Origin of the sequence: Labrys miyagiensis (assembly GCF_030160835.1) — a bacterium.
GTDB lineage: Bacteria > Pseudomonadota > Alphaproteobacteria > Rhizobiales > Labraceae > Labrys > Labrys miyagiensis.
In genome coordinates this window covers 54,455-72,077 of the sequence record NZ_BSPC01000034.1, presented here as the reverse complement: position 1 = coordinate 72,077, position 17,623 = coordinate 54,455, and the positions used below count along the sequence as shown (strand labels likewise).

General features: G+C 63.8%; 13 protein-coding genes. 7 read left to right on the top strand and 6 right to left on the bottom strand.

All coding sequences use genetic code 11. The annotated features are described in order from the left end of the window. Positions 1-51: 51 nt before the first annotated feature. On the top strand, positions 52-1,023 hold the full coding sequence (locus tag QQL24_RS18940) for a GlxA family transcriptional regulator (protein WP_284313856.1): 972 nt from the start codon (positions 52-54) through the stop codon (positions 1,021-1,023). Positions 1,024-1,228: 205 nt separating this feature from the next. Here QQL24_RS18940 and QQL24_RS18935 read toward each other — a convergent pair whose 3' ends face one another. From QQL24_RS18935 to QQL24_RS18925, 3 genes are read right to left on the bottom strand one after another with little or no spacing between them, the layout of a single operon-like run. Then, positions 1,229-2,350 (bottom strand): ABC transporter permease, encoded by a 1,122-nt coding sequence (locus QQL24_RS18935; protein ID WP_284313855.1) that lies wholly within the window; start codon positions 2,348-2,350, stop codon positions 1,229-1,231. Between the two features lie 2 nt (positions 2,351-2,352). After that, a complete protein-coding gene (locus QQL24_RS18930; RefSeq protein WP_284313901.1) occupies positions 2,353-3,276 on the bottom strand; it encodes an ABC transporter ATP-binding protein in 924 nt (307 codons plus the stop codon). A 2-nt stretch (positions 3,277-3,278) separates the two neighbouring features. Continuing rightward, entirely contained in the window at positions 3,279-4,280 is a 1,002-nt protein-coding gene (locus QQL24_RS18925; protein ID WP_284313854.1) for an HlyD family secretion protein, read from the bottom strand. Positions 4,281-4,657: 377 nt separating this feature from the next. On the opposite strand from QQL24_RS18925, the gene QQL24_RS18920 reads away from it, so the two are divergent. From QQL24_RS18920 to QQL24_RS18895, 6 genes are all read left to right on the top strand, one after another. Beyond that, complete coding sequence (locus tag QQL24_RS18920) at positions 4,658-5,326, top strand: TetR/AcrR family transcriptional regulator (protein WP_284313853.1); 669 nt, start codon at positions 4,658-4,660, stop codon at positions 5,324-5,326. Between the two features lie 153 nt (positions 5,327-5,479). Beyond that, positions 5,480-6,514: an RNA ligase (ATP) gene (locus tag QQL24_RS18915; RefSeq protein WP_284313852.1), complete on the top strand. Its 1,035-nt coding sequence runs from the start codon at positions 5,480-5,482 to the stop codon at positions 6,512-6,514. A 344-nt stretch (positions 6,515-6,858) separates the two neighbouring features. After that, complete coding sequence (locus tag QQL24_RS18910; RefSeq protein ID WP_431310714.1) at positions 6,859-8,409, top strand: sugar ABC transporter ATP-binding protein; 1,551 nt, start codon at positions 6,859-6,861, stop codon at positions 8,407-8,409. 171 nt (positions 8,410-8,580) lie between these two features. Further along, the gene (locus QQL24_RS18905) at positions 8,581-9,582 is read left to right on the top strand and encodes an ABC transporter permease (protein ID WP_284313851.1); all 1,002 of its coding nucleotides are present in this window, start codon (positions 8,581-8,583) and stop codon (positions 9,580-9,582) included. 142 nt (positions 9,583-9,724) lie between these two features. Further along, complete coding sequence (locus QQL24_RS18900) at positions 9,725-10,669, top strand: ABC transporter substrate-binding protein (protein WP_284313850.1); 945 nt, start codon at positions 9,725-9,727, stop codon at positions 10,667-10,669. A gap of 520 nt (positions 10,670-11,189) precedes the next feature. Then, complete coding sequence (locus QQL24_RS18895) at positions 11,190-11,756, top strand: hypothetical protein (RefSeq protein WP_284313849.1); 567 nt, start codon at positions 11,190-11,192, stop codon at positions 11,754-11,756. Positions 11,757-11,852: 96 nt separating this feature from the next. On the opposite strand, the gene QQL24_RS18890 is transcribed toward QQL24_RS18895, so the two are convergent. The 3 genes from QQL24_RS18890 to QQL24_RS18880 form a co-directional block, all read right to left on the bottom strand. Then, the gene (locus tag QQL24_RS18890) at positions 11,853-12,131 is read right to left on the bottom strand and encodes a hypothetical protein (protein ID WP_284313848.1); all 279 of its coding nucleotides are present in this window, start codon (positions 12,129-12,131) and stop codon (positions 11,853-11,855) included. Between the two features lie 173 nt (positions 12,132-12,304). Beyond that, entirely contained in the window at positions 12,305-13,783 is a 1,479-nt protein-coding gene (locus QQL24_RS18885; protein ID WP_284313847.1) for a right-handed parallel beta-helix repeat-containing protein, read from the bottom strand. Between the two features lie 216 nt (positions 13,784-13,999). Further along, positions 14,000-17,134: a cyclic nucleotide-binding domain-containing protein gene (locus QQL24_RS18880; RefSeq protein WP_284313846.1), complete on the bottom strand. Its 3,135-nt coding sequence runs from the start codon at positions 17,132-17,134 to the stop codon at positions 14,000-14,002. Positions 17,135-17,623 lie beyond the last annotated feature (489 nt).

Below are 17,623 nucleotides of genomic sequence, written 5' to 3'. Positions count from 1 at the left end.
CTCATGCTCTGGCACAAATGACATTGAACCCACAGATTGCGCCAAACCACCATGCCTGACCAGATCGAGCGCAGGGTCGACCTGCTCGCTTTTCAAAACTTCCAGCTTCTTGATATCGCCGGTCCGATGCAGGTCTTCGCCACGGCCAATCGCGTCCTCGAGGATGCGGGGCAGGCTCCGGTCTACCGCCTGCGCATCATTGCCCGGCAGGGTCAGACCATGGCCTGGGCCGGCCTCACTCTGCTGAGCGAGCCCTTGCCCGACGCGGACGAGCCCTGCGACACGCTGGTGATCGCGGGCGGCGATGCGGTGCATGAGGCGCTCAGGGATCCCAACCTGGTGGCGTGGATCGCCCGCAAGGCGCTGAACACCCGCCGCATCGCCTCGATCTGCACGGGCGCCTTTCTCGCCGGCGCGGCCGGCCTGCTCGATGGCCGCCGGGCCGTTACGCATTGGGATTCCTGCGATCTGCTGGCTCGGACCTTCCCGGCCGCCAAGATCGAGCCCGATCCGATCTTCATCGAGGACGGCAAGCTCTGGACCTCGGCGGGCGTCACCGCCGGCATCGACCTCGCGCTCGCTCTGGTGGAGCGCGATCTCGGCCGCGCCGTGGCGATGGCGGTGGCGCGCGACCTCGTGGTCTTCCTCAAGCGTCCCGGCGGCCAGTCGCAATACAGCGCCGCCCTGGCGCTGCAGCATGGCGAGGAACGCTTCGAAACCCTGCATGGCTGGATGCGCGAGAACCTCGCCAGGGATCTCTCCATCCCCGCCCTCGCCGCGCGCTGCGCCATGAGCGAGCGCAGCTTCCAGCGCCATTATCGCCAGGCGACCGGCCTGCCGCCGGCCCAGGCGGTGGAGCGGCTGCGCGTCGAGCAGGCGCGGCTGCTGCTGACGGATACGGATCTGCCGCTGAAGAAGATCGTGCGGCAATGTGGCTTTGGCTCGGAGGAGACGATGCGCAGGAGCTTCGCGCGGCAGCTCGCAACGACGCCGCAGGCGTATCGGGAGAGGTTCGCGGCTTAAAGCATATACGGCCGAGGCGTTCCTGGGATCGCAGGCGTCTCGCCTGCTCTTGGAACCGGGTCGCCTGCAGGAAAGGAAGATGCAGGCGAGACGCCTGCGGTCCCAGGAACGCTCCCACCGTCGCGCCTTTCGGCATCCGCATCGTTCCCAAGAGCGGATCGCCCGACCCCCTCTTGAGTGTCGTTGGGACGTCCGCGCTTCCAGGTCAATCCAGCGTCTCTCGATAGAAATACACCGCGATAAACCCCGTAAACAGCGCAAACAGCGCGATCGGCCAGAGTTCCGGCCAGATCTCCGTAAGGCCATTACCCTTCAGCAGCACGCCGCGGATGATCCTCAGGGCGTGGGTGAGCGGCAGGATCTCGCCGAGCCACTGCGCCCACACCGGCATGCCCTTGAAGGGGAACATGAAGCCCGACAGCATCATCGAGGGCAGCAGCGTGAACTGCGCCATCTGCTGGGCCTGCATCTGCGTGGCCGAGACGGTGGAGAAGGTGAAGCCGAGCGCCAGGTTGCAGGCGATGAACAGGCCGAGCGCCAGGAAGAGCAGCGAGATCGAGCCGCGCACCGGCAGATGGAAGGCGAAGATCGAGATCGAGATGATCAGGATGATCTGCAGATAGCCGATGCCGATATAGGGCACGATCTTGCCGAGCATCACCTCCACCGGCCGCACCGGCATGGCGAGCAGGTTCTCCATGGTGCCGCGCTCGCGCTCCTTGGTGATGGAGAGCGTGGTGATGATCAGCGTCGAGAACACCAGCACCGTGCCGATCAGGCCGGGCACGATGTTGAGCACGGTGAGCTGCTCGGGATTGTAGCGGGCGTGCACCTGGAACTGGAAGGGCTGCGTACCCATGGTCGAGCGCATGGTCGGCGGCAGGTCGCGGTCGAAGATCGAGCCGAGCGAGGCAAGGGCCGCGGTGGCGTTGCCGATGGCGGTGGGATCGGTGGCATCGGCATCGAGCAATACGGAAGGGCTTTCGCCGCGATCGATCGAGCGGCCGAAATTGGGCGGGATGTTGAGCACAAAGATCACATCGCCCCGCGCGATCGCCTGTTCGGCCTGCTGCTCCGATTTCATTTCGATGAAATCGTAATAGCCGGTGTTGCGCAGCGCCTCCACAAGGGTGCGCTCATATTGCGAATGGTCGGCCGAGAGCAGGCCGGTGGGCAGATTCTTGGGGTCGGAATTGATGGCGTAGCCGAACAGGAAGAGCTGCATCAGCGGCAGCACGATGATGAGGCGCAGCGTCATCGGATCGCGCCGCATCTGCGTCCATTCCTTGCGCAGCACCGCCATGAAACGCCAGAAGGAGAAGCCCATGATCACCCTCCCGACTGGCTGAGGAGGTGGATGAAGACATCTTCCAGCCGCGGCTCGACTTCCTCCCAGGTCAAGGTGAAAGCGTCCGGCAGCGAGGCGATGGCCTTCTTCAGCGCCTCGCGGTCGGATCCGGCGACGTGGAGCGACCGGCCGAACACGGCGGCGGCTTCGACGCCGGGTGTCTGGCGCAGGATGCGCGAGGCATCGTCGATATTCTCGCCCGTGCCTTCGAAGGTGACGAGATGGGCATTCTCAACCACCTCCGGCGCCGTGCCCTGCACCACGATGCGGCCATTGGAAAGATAGAGGATGCGCTGGCAGCGCTCGGCCTCGTCCATGTAATGGGTGGAGACCAGCACGGTGAGGCCCTTGCCGGCGAGGTCATGGATCATGTCCCAGAACTCGCGGCGCGCCTTGGCGTCGACGCCGGCTGTCGGCTCGTCGAGGAGCAGGAGCCGGGGCTGGTGCAGGATGCAGGCCGACAGCGCCAGGCGCTGCTTCCAGCCCCCCGAGAGCTGGCCGGCAAGCTGGGTGGCGCGGTCGGCGATGCCCATGCGCTGCATCACGTCGTCGATGGCCGCTTCGCGCCTGGGGATCTCGTAGAGCCTGGCGACGAAGTCGAGATTCTCCCGCACCGTGAGGTCTTCGTAGAAGCTGAAGCGCTGCGTCATGTAGCCGACCTGGCGGCGGATCTTCAGCGGCTCCTTGAGCACGTCGAAGCCCAGGCACGTCCCCTCGCCGCCATCGGGCGTGAGCAGGCCGCAGAGCATGCGGATGGTGGTGGTCTTGCCCGAGCCGTTCGCGCCGAGAAAGCCGCAGATCTCGCCTTCCGGCACCTGCAAGGTGAGGTCTTCCACCACCTTGCGCTCGCCGAAGCTCTTGCGCAGGTGGCGGACATCGATGGCGAGCGGGGTGTTGCCGTTCATGCTCATGGCGCAGCCGCCTTGGCCGGCGCCTCGTTCGAGGGATGCACGTCGACGGGCTGGCCGGGCTTCAGCAGTATCGCCTGCTCAGGCGGCGGCCTGGCCTCGATGAGGTAGACGAGCTTGGCCCGCGTCGTGTCGCTGTAGATGATCGGCGGCGTATATTGCGGCTGCGGCGCCACGAAGGAGATGGTGCCGGTGAGGCCGGCCGCACAATTGTCGCAGCGGATTCTCACCTGGTCGCCGCGATGCAGCCTGGCGAGATCGGGTTCCGGCACGAAGAAGCGCACGAAGATGTTGGCAGGCGGCAGCAGCGAGACGACCGGCGCGCCGGCGGCCATCGTTTCGCCCGGCAGCGCCAGCGTGTCGGCGACGCGCCCGCCGACCGGGGCGGCGACATGGCGCTGGTCCAACCGCCATTGGGCCTGTGCGAGCGCGGCTTCGGCAGCGCTTACGGCCGCCTGCTCAGCCTCGATCTCGCCCGGGCGTCCCATTGGCGCCTTGATCTGGGCAAGCGCCGCCTCGGCGACCGCGACACGCGCCACTGCGGAAGTTGCGGCCGCACGCAATAGGTCGATGTTCTGGAAAGTGGTGTTGCCGCTCTTCAGCAGCGTCTCGGCGCGCTGGAGATCCGATTGCGAACGGTCACGCGTGGCGATGGCATCGGCAAGATTGGCCTCGGCCTGGCGGATCTCGGTATCCTTGCCGCCGGCCTGGAGATTGGCGACCTGCGCCTTCACCTGGGCAAGCTGCTGGCGCGCCTGGTCGACGGCGGCCTCGTCCTGCGTGTCGTCCTGCGAGAACAGCGGCTGGCCTTCCTTCACCTCGTCGCCCCGCCCGACCGACAGCGAGACCAGCGTGCCCTGCTGCGTCGGCCCGACCTTGACGTAATCGGCTTCGGCATAGCCCTGCCAGCCGGGGCTGCCCTCGCCAGCCTCGAACTTCCGGAACAGGGCCGCACCCGCCACCAGCAGGGCAATGATGACAAAGACCAGGGAGCGATTCACAGGGGCACCAAATGCAACGCAACGTTCTCGTTGCATTATGCGCTGATTAAGGGCAAGATCAAGGCGGAAGAGGGGAAGAGTGTGTGGGGAAGGGCGCTACACGAGAGCCTCCCCCACGAAGCTGGGGGAGGTGGCATTGCGAAGCAATGACGGAGGGGGTGTGGCCCTACGGGCTCCTGATCAACAGAACGAGGCTCTGGTTTGGAATAGGACTCGAGCCTTTCCATGTGAGGTCGAGATCGTCGGACCACACCCCCTCCGACCCGACTTCGTCGGGCCACCTCCCCCAGCTTCGTGGGGGAGGCTCACCTCGCGCCCTCCAGTCAGCGACTTGCGTTTTGTCTCTGCGCCCCTAGGCCCCATAAAATAAATTAGACATGTCCGACTCGACTCTCATCGCCACGCAGAACGCCTTCCGCCGCGGGCCCGGCGGGCGGCCGACGCGTGCGGAAGCGGAGCGGCGGCACCGGGCGCTGCTCGATACCGCCGCCCGGCTCTTCATCACCCGCGGCCTTGACGGCGTTTCGCTGGAGGCGATCGCCGAAGAGGCCGGAGTCGCCAAGCGCTTCGTCTATGCCCGCTACCGCGACAAGGGCGACCTTTTCGCCGACACGCTGAGGCGCCTGATCCAGGAGCGGCTCTCCTTCATCGGCAGTTACGAGGTCGGCCCGGCGCCAGTCGACCAGGGCCTGCAAGCCTTCGCCGAAATGCTGGAGGTCGCCGCCACGCAGCCCGAAGCTCTGGCGCTCTATCGCCTCGTCATCACCGAACTCCACCGCTTTCCGGCCTTGAGCAGTCTGTTCGTCGACAAGATGCGACTCAATGTGCTGGGCAGCGTCACGCGTGTACTGACCACCTACCAGACCCGCGGCGAGGTCCATTTCGACGATCCGGTGATGGCGACCGAGCTCTTCGTCACCCTGGTGGTGCAGGGCGCCCGCGGACGCGCGCTGGTCGGCATTCCCGAGACGCCGGCCGAGATGCGCCGGCGCACCGAGGCCGCCGTGCGGCTCTTCCTCGATGGCTACCGCGTGAAGGTACCCTGACTCGCACCGACGCCGGGACTGACCGTTGCATGAACGGCCGCGTCGGATTAAGGAAGCCGCCGCAGATGATGCCCTTACGGCATCCTGCATCTTGCTGCTCGAACGTTTGTCTGGCCGCAAACACTTTCACACCAGACAGCTCGAGCATGTGTCATGAGAAATCTAGTTACGATCCGCAGGATCGACACGATCCGGCCAATTCCCGATGCCGACGCCATCGAATGCGCAACCACCGAGGGCTGGGAGATCGTCATTAAGAAGGGCGAGTTCCAGCCGGGCGAAGCTTGCATCTATTTCGAGATCGACAGCTTCCTGCCCGCCGAAGATCCCCGCTACGACTTCCTGATGAAGAACAAGACCAACTGGGAAGGACGCGAAGGCGTTCGGCTCAGGACGGTGAAACTGCGTGGCCAGATCTCGCAGGGCCTCGCGCTCTCCAGGGAGATCTTCCCGGAGTTGCGGGAATTCGAGCACCCTCGCGATCGTCAGGTTGATCTCAGCGACAGGCTGGGGATTCTCAAATGGGAAGCGCCCATTCCGGCCTCGCTTGCGGGCGAGGTAGAAGGCGCAATGCCTTCCTTCATCCGCAAGACCGACCAGGAGCGCATCCAGAACCTGGCGCATCTCCTGCACGAGCAGCGCGACCAGGCCTTCGAGGTAACGGTCAAGCTCGACGGCTCTAGCATCACGCTGTTCCGACAGGACCAGTCGCTTGGCGTGTGCGGACGCAATTGGTGGCTGCGCGAGACTGCGAGCAACACGCTCTGGCGGGTGGCGCGGCGGGATCGCGTTCTCGAAGCATTGGAAGCCTATGGCCGCAACCTGGCGCTCCAGGGCGAATTGGTCGGCGAAGGCATCCAGGGCAACAATGAGAAGCTCAAGGGGCAGCACATCTACCTCTACGATATCTTCGATATCGATCGGCAGGCCTATCTCGGTCGGGAGGCGCGTTCCCAGGCGATCGCCGGTCTCAGGGAACGGGGTGCTTCGATCGAGGAGGTGCCCTTCCTGGAAGTCACCACGCTCGACAGGTTCGGCGGGGATATGAAAACGATCCTCGCTTATGCCGAGGGATCGTCCCTCAATCCGCAGCGTGACCGGGAAGGTGTGGTGTTCAAGCGGCTTGACGGCGAGATTTCGTTCAAGGCCATCGCCAACAAATATCTGATCAAGAACGCGGATCGATAAGACAGCCAGGTGAGGCTTGGCGTATCGGTCTTCATCACCGGGCTTGTCCTCGCAGGATTTGGCCCGGTGATGATCCAGCCTGCAGCAAGCCTTGGTTCCGGAACGCTGCTGAATCCCCGGGGCAGGCAAGCGCCGGAATGTCCTCAACCGGCTCGTCGAGAATGGAGGCAATTGGCGCCGCCTCCCCATCCGAGAGATAGGGTTACAGTTTCGACAGGTTGCGCTCGCCCGGATTGACAGCGCCACAGGTCCGACTAATCTGGCGGCGTTTCGAGGTACGTAACTCATTCCGCGCGAGAGAAGGCGGGAAGACCTCGGACGGGAAACGCAGCCGGGAACGCATCTTGTCTCAGCATGAGGAGAACAGGGCCGCGCGAGAGGACGGGACCGTGCCGATCCTGTCCGCCAGCGCTTTGTCCAAGAGCTTCGGCTCCATCGAGGTGCTGAGCAATATCTCGCTCGACCTCAAGGCTGGCGAAGTCCATGCCATCATCGGCGAGAACGGTGCGGGCAAGACCACGCTCATGAAGATCCTGGCCGGCCATCTGCAGCCGAGCAAGGGGCGCCTTGCCATCGACGGCCAGGAGGTGCATTTCACCGGCCCCGTCGATGCCGAACACCGCGGCATCGTGCTGGTGCATCAGGAGATCCTGCTCGCGCCGCATCTCACCGTCGCCCAGAACATCTTCCTCGGCCGCGAGATCCGCCGCGGCCTCGTGGTCGACGACCGCGCCATGAACGAAGCCGCGGCCAGGGCGGTGCACGATCTCGGCGCCGATATCGATCCGACCCGCGTGGTCGAGCGCCTTTCCATTGCAAGGCGCCAGCTCGTGCAGATCGCCAGGGCCCTGCTGGTGCCACACCGCGTCGTGGTCTTCGACGAGCCCACCGCCTCCCTCACGCCGGTGGAGACGCAGGCCCTGCTCAAGGTGATCGCTGTGATCCGCGCCAAGGGCATCGGCGTGCTTTACATCTCCCACCGTCTCAACGAGGTGAAGGCGATCGCCGATCGCGTCACCGTGCTGCGCGACGGCAAGTGGATCGCCACGCGCGAGGCTTCGTCGCTGGAACCGCTCGACATGGCCCAGCTGATGGTGGGCCGCGACATGGCGCATCTCTACCCGCCCAAGACGGCGCCGAAGCAGGACCGCCTCGTCTTCGAGGCCGAGAATTTCGATGTGCCCGGCTATGCCGCCGGCGCGAGCTTCCGGCTGCATGAAGGCGAGATCCTCGGGTTTGCCGGGCTGATCGGTGCCGGGCGTACGGAGCTGTTCGAGGGCCTGCTCGGCCTGCGCCCGGGCTCGGGTGCGGTGCGTGTGCGTGGTACGCTCCTCAATTTCCGCAATGCCCGCCAGGCCATGGACGCCGGGATCGTCTATCTGAGCGAGGATCGCAAGGGCAAGGGCCTGCTGCTTGCCAAGGACCTGCGCACCAACCTCACTCTGGCGGCGCTGGAGCGCTTCACCCGCGGCCCGCTGATCGACAAGGTCAGGGAGTGGACGGCGCTGAACCGGGCCTTCACCGAATTCGACATCCGTGCCCGCGCCAAGACGCTGCTGGCCGGCCAGCTCTCGGGCGGCAACCAGCAAAAGCTCCTGCTGGCGAAAATGATGCTGCTGGAGCCCAGCATCGTCATCATCGACGAGCCGACGCGCGGCATCGACATCGGCACCAGGGAGCAGATCTACCGCTTCATCGCCACCCTCGCCGCCAATGGCAAGGCGGTGATCGTGATCTCCTCGGAGATGCAGGAACTGATCGGCGTGTGCCATCGCATCCTGGTTATGCGCAACGGCCGCATCGCCGGCGAGGTCAGCGGCGATGCGATGACGGAATCCGAGATCGTGGTTCACGCCACTGGGGTCGCCGAGAAGGAGGCGAGGATCGCGCAATGAGAGGGCTTGTTCTCCCACGCTGGCACACCGTCATTGCGAGCGCAGCGAAGCAATCCAGGGGCCAGAGGGTAGCGCCTACCACCCCTGGGTTGCTTCGCTGCGCTCGCAATGACGGAGATGGTCCCGCCGACTCTCCTCTCTCACACCCGCACCGAACCACGAGTGGATGCCATGAGTGACTCCGCAGCCCCGACCCGTTCGGCGAACTGGTGGCGCGAGCTCGACATGCGCGCCGCGGCGCCCTTTGCCGCGCTGGCCGTGCTGATGGTGCTCGGCTATCTCGTCAACCCGGTATTCCTGACCTTCGACAACCTCGCCAATGTGCTGGCGCGCTGCTCCTTCGTGGCCGTCATCGCCGTGGGCGCCACCTTCGTGATCACCGCGGGCGGGCTCGATCTCTCGGTCGGCTCGATGCTGGCGCTGATCTCAGGCGTGATGATCCTGTTCTTCAACGGCGGCTATTTCCAGGACACCTACGCCCTGCTCACCGCCGGCATCGCCGTCGCGCTGATGCTCGGCATCGTCTGCGGCGCCGCCAACGGCATCGGCGTCACCATGGGCGGCATCGAGCCCTTCATCGTCACGCTCGGCACCATGACGATCTTCCGCTCGCTGCAGACCTGGCTGGCGGGCGGCGGCACCATCTCGATGCGCTCGAGCGCGCTTTCCAGCACCTACGCGCCCGTCTATGCCGGCAAGCTCCTGGGCATACCCATACCCGTCATCGTGGTGGCCGCGGTGGCGCTGATCGGCGCCTTCCTGCTCTACCGCACCACGTTTGGCCGGCATGTGATGGCCGTCGGCTCCAACGAGGATGTGGCGCGCTATTCGGGCATCTCGGTCAACCGCGTCAGGCTTCTCACCTACATCATTCAGGGCATCTGCGTCGCCATCGCGGTGGCGATCTACGTGCCGCGCCTGCGCTCCTCGACCGCCACCACCGGCATCACCTACGAGTTGCAAGCGATCACGGCCGTGGTGGTGGGCGGCACGGCGCTGCGTGGTGGCGTCGGGCGCATCTGGGGCTCGATCTGCGGCGCGGTGATCCTGGAGACCATCGGCAACATCATGCTGCTCTCCAACCTGATCGACGAGAAGCTGATCGGCGTGGTGCAGGGCGCGATCATCATCCTCGCCATGCTGGTGCAGCGCTCGCTGTCGAGGAGGCGTTGAACCCTGGGAGCACGGACGTCTCGTCCGCCTCTTGGAAACGTCACGCTCGTTGAAAAAAGGAAGAGCGGACGGGACGTCCGCGCTCCCAGGGAACAGGGATGGGGCCCCCTGACGTCAAGGCTTCGGCGCAAGGGAGGAACATATGCGCAAACTGCTCACCGGCCTGCTGGCAGCGGGCTTCATCGCCGCTGCGGGCCTGGCGGCCCAGGCCGCCGACACCAAGACCATCGCCGTCTCGATCCCGGCCGCCGACCATGGCTGGACCGGCGGTGTCGTCTATCACGCCCAGGAGGAAGCCAAGGCCCTGGAGGCGCGCTATCCCGGCCTCAAGGTCATCGTCAAGACTTCGCCCGATGGCGCCGCGCAGGCCAACGCCCTGGAAGACCTGACCACCCAGGGCATCGACGCGCTCGTCACGCTACCGCATAATTCCGACGAGCTCACCGATCCGCTCAAGGCCGTGAAGGCCAAGGGCATCTTCGTCACCGTGGTCGACCGCGCCTTGCGCGAGCCGATCCAGGACCTCTATGTCGCCGGCAACAATCCCAATCTCGGCGCCGTCTCGGCTGCCTATGTCAAGGACAAGCTCGGCGGCAAGGGCGATATCGTGGTCATCCGCGGCCTGCCCATCGTCATCGACGAACAGCGCGTCAACGCCTTCAACGAGGGGCTGAAGGGTTCCGACATCAAGGTGATCGACAGCCAGTTCGGCAATTGGAGCCGCGACGACGCCTTCAAGGTGATGCAGGACTTCCTGACCAAGCACCCCAAGATCGACGCCGTCTGGTGCCAGGATGACGACATGGCTGTGGGCGTGCTCGAAGCCATCAAGCAGGCCAACCGCACCGACATCAAGTTCGTCGTCGGCGGGGCCGGCATGAAGGACATGGTCAAGAAGGTGATGGACGGCGACAGCATGGTCCCGGTGGACGTGCTCTACCCGCCGGCGATGGTGGCGATCGCCATGGACCTCACGGCCGCTCACCTCTACGACAAGCTGCCGGTGAACGGCAATTACATCCTCGACGCCACGCTGGTGACGAAGGACAACGCCAAGGACTTCTACTACCCCGACTCCCCGTTCTGACCGGCGCGATCGACACGGAGCCTCCCCACCTCAAGGTGCGGGAGGCTTTTCTGGCCAAATTAGTATTAATCTACCTCTTTATTATACTCCTTATTAGGTAGGAATATTGTGATTGACGGAGGTAGTATATGGCTCCTTCGAAACTGCAATTCGTGCACGCAAAGGCGGATTTCGCTTCGCCCGGCCCTTGCGTTTGACTTCTCCTGCCGTGCTAACAAACCCTTTCGTGGCGGATAACGCGCTGCGTCAATTTCAAGATATTCTGGTATGTTTGATCTATCTATTCTTAATAAGTTTAAGACTTATTTTTTAAATTTTCGATAAATTAAATCAAAATTAAAATGAAAACTAATAATTCAAAAGCATTCAAGAAAATATTTATCTAATTTTATTGCTGATTTGCAAATATATGCGTATTTTTTTGGAACCACGCAGCATCCGGCGCGTTCCGCAAGCTCACGAACTCCCGCGCCGGGACTTTGATCTGGTCGTTGGAGTCGACAACTGGCGGAGGCCCTAGATGTTTGAGATCACCTGCAAGGATTGCTACAAGCTGGCCGTTGCGGCTGGTGTCGTCGGTATTTTGGTAATGTCAGCACCGGCTCTTGCCCAGAGTACCGGCGGCGTGGGCGGCCTTGGCGCCCATATTGGCGCCAATGTCGGTTCGGTCGGGGTGAACAGCAACACCAGCCTGAACGGCAACGGCCTGAACTCGAACACCACGGCCAATGTCGGCAACGTCAACGCCAATGTGGATGCTTCGGCGACGGGCGCGACGGGCGTCAATGCCAACATCAATGTCAACACACCGGCGGCGGATGCCAACGTCAAAGCCTCCCTGAACAACCAGAGCGGCGTCAACGCCAATGTCGGCGTCAACGTCCCCGGGACGGATCCATCGACGCCGGGCACCCCTGGCAGCCCGCCGAACACAGGCGTGAACGTCGGCAATGTCTCATCGCAACTCGCCAATATGAGCCGCAGCGAGCGCATCGCGCTGAAGAAGCGCTGTTCGCTGGTCCTCGGCGCCTCCGACGATTACGACGCCGACCTGATCAAGCTCTGCCGCATGCTCGCCAAGCTCTGAGCCCCGGCATGGCGCTGAAAAGTAGGGAGAGGCTGGCCCACCGCCGGCCTCTTCCATGGCATCGGGCCGATTCCCGTGTCGAGCCCGATGCCCTCCTCAATGCGGCGCCACCCGCGCCAGCAGTCCGTACAGGCAGCCCTTGAACAGGATGTAGAAGGCGAGGCTGAGATAGCCCGAGATCACCAGTTCGACGAACTGGCGCAGGCCGCCTTCCATCAGCGCCATCACGCCATAGGCCGTGATGAAGTTGAAATTGGCGCTGAACAGCATCAGAAGATCGTAGGAAGTGATCGCGAAGAGACCCGCGAACATCCCCATCAGCAGGAAGGTCCGCCAGGCCGGACCGTTGAACAGGGCATTCATCAAGGACTTCATCGAAACTCCCTCCGCGAGACAGCGCCATCCTGCGCGCAGGACAGGCGCGAGGGAAATCAAACCGCCACAAAGTTGCGCGAAAAGACCGCACGCCGGGCGCGCAGCATCGTGATGCGCGAGGCTGTAACGGTGGCGTGCCGGGCAGCGTAGAACAAAGCCCGGTCCAGCCGCCCTCACACGGTCGGCGGCGCATAGGGCACGAATTCACGCCAGCGCATGAGCTCTTCGCCCTGGAAGGCACCGACATCGCGGCCGGCCGGAAGGAGCGCCATGCCGCCGTCAGGCAGCATGACGGTCTGTTCAGGCGCACGTCCCCGGCAGGGGCTGCCGGCGGCCAGCATCAGGCCCGCGCCCCCCTGGCCGGGCCACCCCGCATCGCGGAAGCCGGGATCGGCGGCCAGCGAGTCGCGGAAGGGACCATAGTGGTTCCTTTTGAGAACCGCCGTATACTGGGGATGGGCAATAACGTCGTCGGCGAAGTCGATGTCATTGCCTTTCCAGTTGTTGGTGAAGCGATCACCGGTCTCAGAGGCCTTCTTCTTCAGGTCCCCGAAGAACGTTGTCTTGCCGTCGCACACTCCTTCGCCGGCCTGGCAGAAACGCACCGCATTGGCCCAGTGGCGCAGCCCACGCAGCACGCCCGCCGGGGCATAGTCGCTGCGGGCAGCGAAGGAATTGTTGAAGATGTAATGCGGGCCGGCGCCCTTGTCCTGCTTGGGGCCGAGCTTGAACATGCCGCCGGTACGGTTGCCCTGTCCATGCCGCCCCGGAATCTCGTCGAACCAGGAGAGATTGGCGAAGATATAGATATAGGCGGAGAACTGGGCTTCGATGGAACACCACTTGTGTACATTGTAGAGCCGGTTGCGGTGGAACCACCAATTGATCGCACAGTCCTCCGGTTCGAAGACATTGTCGCGGACATAGGAAAAGCTGCAGTCGCGCACGCAGAAATTCGTGTTGAGGCTGGCGTCCTTGCCGGGGTTGAAGCCATGCACGGCGTTGAAGGCATGCTCGACCTGGCAATGGCTGATGGTGACCCCGCCCCTGATGCTTTCCGACCGGAAGAAATCGCCATCATAGAGCCGCCAGTCATTGGCGATGTCGACATCCTGATCGCCATGCACGGACATCCAGGCCGCACTGCGCCAGATGCGGTTGCGCGTGACATCCTGGCACCAGCGCACGCTGTCGATGACAATGCCCTGCGTCGAGGCCCCGCTCGCCGCAATGGCGAAGGTGCCGTCAGTGATATCCGTGCGCCGGATGATGATATCCTGGCTGTCGCCGAGATGGATCGCGGTGGGCCAGCAGCGGCGGATCGTCAGGTCTTCCAGGACGATATGCGAACACCCCTGTAAGGCGATCATCGCCTCGCCCATATACGGCCACAGACCGGGATATTTTCCCTCGAGCTGCACCTGGCGGGCGCGATAGTTTGCCTCGATCCGGTATTCCTCCGCCATGCGCCCGCCATCGATGACAGCCCAGCTGGTCCCGCGCAGGGTGATCGGCCTGCCTGGTTCTCCCCGCAGGTTCGTGAGCGAAAACGGCCTGCTGTAAAGGCCGGGTTCCAGTTCGACGATGTCGCCAGGCTTCACCCCTGCAATGACGGCGCCTATCGTGGCGGGCGTGACCGTGACTACGCGCATGGGACGGCCTTTCCTGGAGCAAGGCGCGTTTAAGCGTGAACGCTGCTTTGCTCTCACTCTTTGTTTCGACGCGTCCTTGCGATCCTTGCCGATTCCGGCAAATCGCAAAACGCCTCAGAGCAAGATGCATTCCGGCAGGAGCGGATTTCCAGATTAACTCGTTGGCACCGAATGCATTTTGCGGTTCTTGGTGACTCGACTCGAAAGTGAGACGCTCTAATGGCGGAAGCGTTGCTCGGCCTTGTTGAGGCGGGCGATCTGCTTGCGCATGATCTCCAGAGCGAGCATAGGGATTTCGGCAACGAGGTTGAGGAAGACATCGCGGGCGAGGCGCAGGGCCACGACATCGCCCACCGCGACGACGGTGGCCGAGCGCGGTGCATCGCTGATCAGGCCCATCTCGCCGATAATGGAGTTTGCCCCGCTGCTGGCGAGATGCTCGCGGCCTTCGGGGAGTTCCGCGAAGACTTCGACCCCCCCGGACAGGATGATGTAGGCGGCATCGCTCTCGTCGTCCTGGTGGAACAGCGTCTGGCCGTCGGAAAATCGCACGCGCTCGCTGGTGATGGCGATCAGCTTGAGACGCGGCGTGTCCAGCAGGGCGAACATCGGCACCGCGCGAAGGGCCCTGATTTCGGGCCGCTCCTCCGGCGCAGCTTCCTCCGCCACCGGCGACCCGCCCACTGCGGCCTGGGGCGAGCGCTCGATGCGGTTACCAGCCGTGGTGACCACGAGATCGAAGGCCTCGCCCGGCGGGGGGTCGCGCATGGCGGCCAGCAGCGTGCGCCCGGCCATGCGACGGCGCACCGCCGAGAAGATCCTCTGCTGCTCCTCGCCGGAGGTGGAGAGCACCGGCTGGTCCAGGATGAGGATCTCGGGGCGCTTGATCAGGCAGCGCACCAGGCCGATCGCCGCGCGTTGCGTCACCATCAGCGCGCGCCCCTTCGGCCCGACCTCATGGTCGAGGCCCAGGCCGAAGACCGTGCCGTCGAGATCATAGCGCCGCACCGCCGCATGGAGTGCGTGGCTGACGCGTTGCTCGGCGCCGGGAATGGCATGGTTGATGCGGCCGAACAGCAGATTGTCGCGCAGGCTGGCCGAGACGCACAGGCGCCCGGGATCGTAGAACTCGATGGCATCCTTGAGGACGCCGGCGCCCGCCCGCATCAGATTGCCGCGCACCCACAGCGCCTTGGCTGCAACAGCCTCTGTCAGCAGGCCGAGATGGTGCTGCGTCTCGCAATATTCGAAGGCGAGCGCCGCAAGGGCCTGGCGGTCGGGCTTGCTGAGCGAGGGAATACCCATCCGGCCGGCACGCGCCACGATGTCGGCGAAGCGCGGCAGGTCGCTGTAGGAAATGAAGGAGAAGCGGTCGAACAGAATATGATCGTTCGAGACCTGGGCGAAGATCTCGCAGGTGGTGGCAGCGACGTTGAGGCCGAGGGCAAGGATATCGTCGAAAAGCCCGTTTTCCCTCAGGAAGGCGAGGATGACGACATCGTCGGTCAGCGTGTCCAGGCTGGCCTTGCGTCTGAGCACGCCGAAGAAGATGTTCTCGCCGATCGTGGCATGGTGATTGTAGCTGCCGGGATCGAAGGCTTCGATGCAGGCGGCCGAGCCGCTCGCTTCGAGATCCTCGATCACGGCAAGCCGTGCCTTGACGATACGGCTGCTGAGATCGGTGCCAGGATCCTCCGGCAGGTCGCTGGCAAGGCCGAGGGCGAACACCGTTTCGGCAAGGCCCGTGTCGTGCAGCAACTCGATGAGCTCTCCCTCGGCCGCGGATGAGGCTTCAGCGGCGGCCGGGCGCTCGTCCGCAACGTCCGCCTCACTGTCTGGCTCGTCCCCCCAATCCGTGTTGGACCGCATCTCGGGCGGCTCGGGTGCGGGCCGGCGTAGGCTGTAGGTCAGGTTGTGGCGCAGCGTGCCGCCGAAGAGCGGCGGATCGGGGCCGAGATAGGCAAGCTTGGCGCCGAGCCAGCGGGAGGGAAGGTTGGCGAGGTCATGGCCGGCGAGGCGCACCTTGCCGGAATAATCGGAGTAGCGCCGGGCCAAGACCTGCGCGATGGCGACATAGCCCTCCCCGCGCGAGCCGGTGAGCAGGACATGCTGGCCGACCGGCAGGGTGAGGTTGATGCCGTCGAGCAGCATATCGCCGCTCGGGCTGCGCACCCTGAGCGCCTCCATCTCGATGCTGCCGGCGATCGCCGGCGGCGGCGTGCCCGTTGCGGGCGGCAGTTCCGCCAGTGCGAACTGCTCGACGATCTGGGCATATTTGACCTGCACGTCCAGGCGCTGCTGGTCCCAGTCGATCAGCTCCTTGGTGGGCGGCGGCAGGTCTCGATAGGCGGCGATGACCGCGACGAGCTGGCCGATGTCGAGACTGCCGCGCAGGGCAAAATAGCCGCCGATCGAATAGAACAGGAAGGGCGTGATCTGCGACAGCGTCGAGTTGATGAACTTCACCATGAACTTGCGCCCATAGAGATCGTAGCGGATCCAGAACAGGTCGTTGAGGATGGCCGTGATCTTCTGTCCTTCATAGCCGCGCGTGTTGTGGTTGCTCACCTCCGCCATGCTGTCGACGATCTCGCCGACCTGGCCGGCGAGGGTGCGCGAGCGTATCTGGCGCAGGCGGCCGAGGCGCAATTGCTCGCGCCGCATCCGGGGAATGACGATGGCCTGCACCAGCACCATCAGCCCGGCCAGCAGGCCCAGGAGAGGGCTTTGCAGGACGATGAAGGCGAGCGCGGTCGCGGCCTGGCTGCCGAGGAAGGCGGGCTGGATGAAGGCATCGCCGACGAAGCCGCCGATCGGCTCGACCTCGTCGCGGATGATGGTGGCGACCTCGGCCGAGCGGACGGAGCGGATCGCCTCTGGACTGAAGCGCAGCAGGAGGTTGAAGAGGTCGAGGCGCAGGCGCCGCAGCAGCAATTCGCCGAGCTTGCCTTTCTGCATGTTGATGACATAGCGGAAGAAGCCGTTGATCATCACCAGCACGATGAAGATCAGGCTGAGCGCCATCAGATATTCCATGCGCGAGAGCGGCAGCGCCGTGTATTTGAAGACGTAGCCGCCGAGGAAATCGGGCAATTCCAGGTCGATATGGATGAGCGGAACTTCCAGGGTGCCCTTGCTGAAGGCCCGGCCCTGGATGGCGTCATTGACGATGCCGCGCGGAAGATCCAGAGAAAAATAATAGAAAGGCAGCGAGACCAGCACGATAACGATGATGTAGATCTGCTGCCTGCGGCTGTTCTTCCAGATGTAGGTGAAGAGTGGTTCCAGCGTCTTGCCACCCGATTGCGAGTGGCTCTGACTCTCTGAACTAGGAGACGACGCCCGCACCATAGTCCTTTGTTCTCCGACCCACTGCATATCAATGCCGATATGGAGAAGACCGTCAACTATGACAGGCAACGGCAGCAAGGTATTCTGCGTTCCTGCAAGATCGTAATGCAGAAAACGTGAATTGCGCGCAAAGGTGGCGATGGCCGACGCCCTTGAGCAGCGCATGGGCGAGATGAGGCGGATTAGAATGAAGCGAGCCGGTCGCGTCCCCTCGCCCCGTTCTTACGGGGAGAGGATGGAGGTGAGGGGCTACGCGACCTTGGCAGGATTGTTTTCTCAATTAAATCAATGAAATATAGCAAGACGGCGCGCACCACCTAGACCGCCATGCCTTAGAGAACGCCAATCTCATAACCCTGCGCTGCCCCTCACCTCTATCCTCTCCCCGTAAGAACGGGGCGAGGGGGCTTTGGAGGCGCGCTCCATCCTGGGACGTCTCATCTCGCCCAGCCGAGAGATTCAGGGACCCCGGCCAAGCTGCACTCGATA

Bases quoted from the DNA above. Each gene is read 5' to 3' on its own strand.
- QQL24_RS18895 (WP_284313849.1), top strand. From the start codon at position 11,190: ATGTTTGAGATCACCTGCAAGGATTGCTACAAGCTGGCCGTTGCGGCT.
- QQL24_RS18900 (WP_284313850.1), top strand. From the start codon at position 9,725: ATGCGCAAACTGCTCACCGGCCTGCTGGCAGCGGGCTTCATCGCCGCT.
- QQL24_RS18940 (WP_284313856.1), top strand. From the start codon at position 52: ATGCCTGACCAGATCGAGCGCAGGGTCGACCTGCTCGCTTTTCAAAAC.
- QQL24_RS18885 (WP_284313847.1), bottom strand. From the start codon at position 13,783: ATGCGCGTAGTCACGGTCACGCCCGCCACGATAGGCGCCGTCATTGCA.
- QQL24_RS18905 (WP_284313851.1), top strand. From the start codon at position 8,581: ATGAGTGACTCCGCAGCCCCGACCCGTTCGGCGAACTGGTGGCGCGAG.
- QQL24_RS18920 (WP_284313853.1), top strand. From the start codon at position 4,658: ATGTCCGACTCGACTCTCATCGCCACGCAGAACGCCTTCCGCCGCGGG.
- QQL24_RS18935 (WP_284313855.1), bottom strand. From the start codon at position 2,350: ATGGGCTTCTCCTTCTGGCGTTTCATGGCGGTGCTGCGCAAGGAATGG.
- QQL24_RS18915 (WP_284313852.1), top strand. From the start codon at position 5,480: ATGAGAAATCTAGTTACGATCCGCAGGATCGACACGATCCGGCCAATT.
- QQL24_RS18890 (WP_284313848.1), bottom strand. From the start codon at position 12,131: ATGAAGTCCTTGATGAATGCCCTGTTCAACGGTCCGGCCTGGCGGACC.
- QQL24_RS18880 (WP_284313846.1), bottom strand. From the start codon at position 17,134: ATGGTGCGGGCGTCGTCTCCTAGTTCAGAGAGTCAGAGCCACTCGCAA.
- QQL24_RS18930 (WP_284313901.1), bottom strand. From the start codon at position 3,276: ATGAACGGCAACACCCCGCTCGCCATCGATGTCCGCCACCTGCGCAAG.